The following is a 2945-nucleotide window of genomic DNA, read 5'->3' on the forward strand; positions in this document are numbered from 1 at the left end:
TTTTAGTTTGGTTAAGTTAGAAAGGGCGCACGGTGGATGCCTTGACACTAGGAGTCGATGAAGGACGGGACTAACGCCGATATGCTTCGGGGAGCTGTAAGTAAGCTTTGATCCGAAGATTTCCGAATGGGGAAACCCACCATACGTAATGGTATGGTATCCTTATCTGAATACATAGGGTAAGGAAGACAGACCCAGGGAACTGAAACATCTAAGTACCTGGAGGAAGAGAAAGCAAATGCGATTTCCTGAGTAGCGGCGAGCGAAACGGAACATAGCCCAAACCAAGAGGCTTGCCTCTTGGGGTTGTAGGACATTCTATACGGAGTTACAAAGGAACGAGGTAGACGAAGCGACCTGGAAAGGTCCGTCGTAGAGGGTAACAACCCCGTAGTCGAAACTTCGTTCTCTCTTGAATGTATCCTGAGTACGGCGGAACACGTGAAATTCCGTCGGAATCTGGGAGGACCATCTCCCAAGGCTAAATACTCCCTAGTGATCGATAGTGAACCAGTACCGTGAGGGAAAGGTGAAAAGCACCCCGGAAGGGGAGTGAAAGAGATCCTGAAACCGTGTGCCTACAAATAGTCAGAGCCCGTTAACGGGTGATGGCGTGCCTTTTGTAGAATGAACCGGCGAGTTACGATCCCGTGCGAGGTTAAGCTGAAGAGGCGGAGCCGCAGCGAAAGCGAGTCTGAATAGGGCGTTTAGTACGTGGTCGTAGACCCGAAACCAGGTGATCTACCCATGTCCAGGGTGAAGTTCAGGTAACACTGAATGGAGGCCCGAACCCACGCACGTTGAAAAGTGCGGGGATGAGGTGTGGGTAGCGGAGAAATTCCAATCGAACCTGGAGATAGCTGGTTCTCCCCGAAATAGCTTTAGGGCTAGCCTTAAGTGTAAGAGTCTTGGAGGTAGAGCACTGATTGGACTAGGGGTCCTCATCGGATTACCGAATTCAGTCAAACTCCGAATGCCAATGACTTATCCTTAGGAGTCAGACTGCGAGTGATAAGATCCGTAGTCAAAAGGGAAACAGCCCAGACCGCCAGCTAAGGTCCCAAAGTGTGTATTAAGTGGAAAAGGATGTGGAGTTGCTTAGACAACTAGGATGTTGGCTTAGAAGCAGCCACCATTTAAAGAGTGCGTAATAGCTCACTAGTCGAGTGACTCTGCGCCGAAAATGTACCGGGGCTAAATACACCACCGAAGCTGCGGATTGATACCAATGGTATCAGTGGTAGGGGAGCGTTCTAAGGACAGTGAAGTCAGACCGGAAGGACTGGTGGAGTGCTTAGAAGTGAGAATGCCGGTATGAGTAGCGAAAGACGGGTGAGAATCCCGTCCACCGAATGCCTAAGGTTTCCTGAGGAAGGCTCGTCCGCTCAGGGTTAGTCAGGACCTAAGCCGAGGCCGACAGGCGTAGGCGATGGACAACAGGTTGATATTCCTGTACCACCTCTTTATCGTTTGAGCAATGGAGGGACGCAGAAGGATAGAAGAAGCGTGCGATTGGTTGTGCACGTCCAAGCAGTTAGGCTGATAAGTAGGCAAATCCGCTTATCGTAAAGGCTGAGCTGTGATGGGGAAGCTCCTTATGGAGCGAAGTCTTTGATTCCCCGCTGCCAAGAAAAGCTTCTAGCGAGATAAAAGGTGCCTGTACCGCAAACCGACACAGGTAGGCGAGGAGAGAATCCTAAGGTGTGCGAGAGAACTCTGGTTAAGGAACTCGGCAAAATGACCCCGTAACTTCGGGAGAAGGGGTGCTTTCTTAACGGAAAGCCGCAGTGAATAGGCCCAAGCGACTGTTTAGCAAAAACACAGCTCTCTGCGAAGCCGTAAGGCGAAGTATAGGGGGTGACACCTGCCCGGTGCTGGAAGGTTAAGGAGAGGGGTTAGCGTAAGCGAAGCTCTGAACTGAAGCCCCAGTAAACGGCGGCCGTAACTATAACGGTCCTAAGGTAGCGAAATTCCTTGTCGGGTAAGTTCCGACCCGCACGAAAGGTGTAACGATTTGGGCACTGTCTCAACCAGAGACTCGGTGAAATTATAGTACCTGTGAAGATGCAGGTTACCCGCGACAGGACGGAAAGACCCCGTGGAGCTTTACTGTAGCCTGATATTGAATTTTGGTACAGTTTGTACAGGATAGGCGGGAGCCATTGAAACCGGAGCGCTAGCTTCGGTGGAGGCGCTGGTGGGATACCGCCCTGACTGTATTGAAATTCTAACCTACGGGTCTTATCGACCCGGGAGACAGTGTCAGGTGGGCAGTTTGACTGGGGCGGTCGCCTCCTAAAGTGTAACGGAGGCGCCCAAAGGTTCCCTCAGAATGGTTGGAAATCATTCGTAGAGTGCAAAGGCATAAGGGAGCTTGACTGCGAGACCTACAAGTCGAGCAGGGACGAAAGTCGGGCTTAGTGATCCGGTGGTTCCGCATGGAAGGGCCATCGCTCAACGGATAAAAGCTACCCCGGGGATAACAGGCTTATCTCCCCCAAGAGTCCACATCGACGGGGAGGTTTGGCACCTCGATGTCGGCTCATCGCATCCTGGGGCTGTAGTCGGTCCCAAGGGTTGGGCTGTTCGCCCATTAAAGCGGTACGCGAGCTGGGTTCAGAACGTCGTGAGACAGTTCGGTCCCTATCCGTCGTGGGCGTAGGAAATTTGAGAGGAGCTGTCCTTAGTACGAGAGGACCGGGATGGACGCACCGCTGGTGTACCAGTTGTTCTGCCAAGGGCATAGCTGGGTAGCTATGTGCGGAAGGGATAAGTGCTGAAAGCATCTAAGCATGAAGCCCCCCTCAAGATGAGATTTCCCATAGCGTAAGCTAGTAAGATCCCTGAAAGATGATCAGGTTGATAGGTTCGAGGTGGAAGCATGGTGACATGTGGAGCTGACGAATACTAATAGATCGAGGACTTAACCATATAATATGTAGCAA

Annotated in this window: 1 rRNA gene; it reads left to right on the forward strand. The window is 51.6% G+C overall.

What is annotated here, in order from left to right:
• The first annotated feature begins 9 nt into the window (after positions 1 to 9).
• Positions 10 to 2931 (forward strand): 23S ribosomal RNA (locus MR112_RS28475).
• Positions 2932 to 2945 lie beyond the last annotated feature (14 nt).

This window comes from Bacillus cereus group sp. BfR-BA-01330 (assembly GCF_022663885.1).
In the GTDB taxonomy this organism is placed as follows: Bacteria; Bacillota; Bacilli; order Bacillales; family Bacillaceae_G; genus Bacillus_A; species Bacillus_A cereus.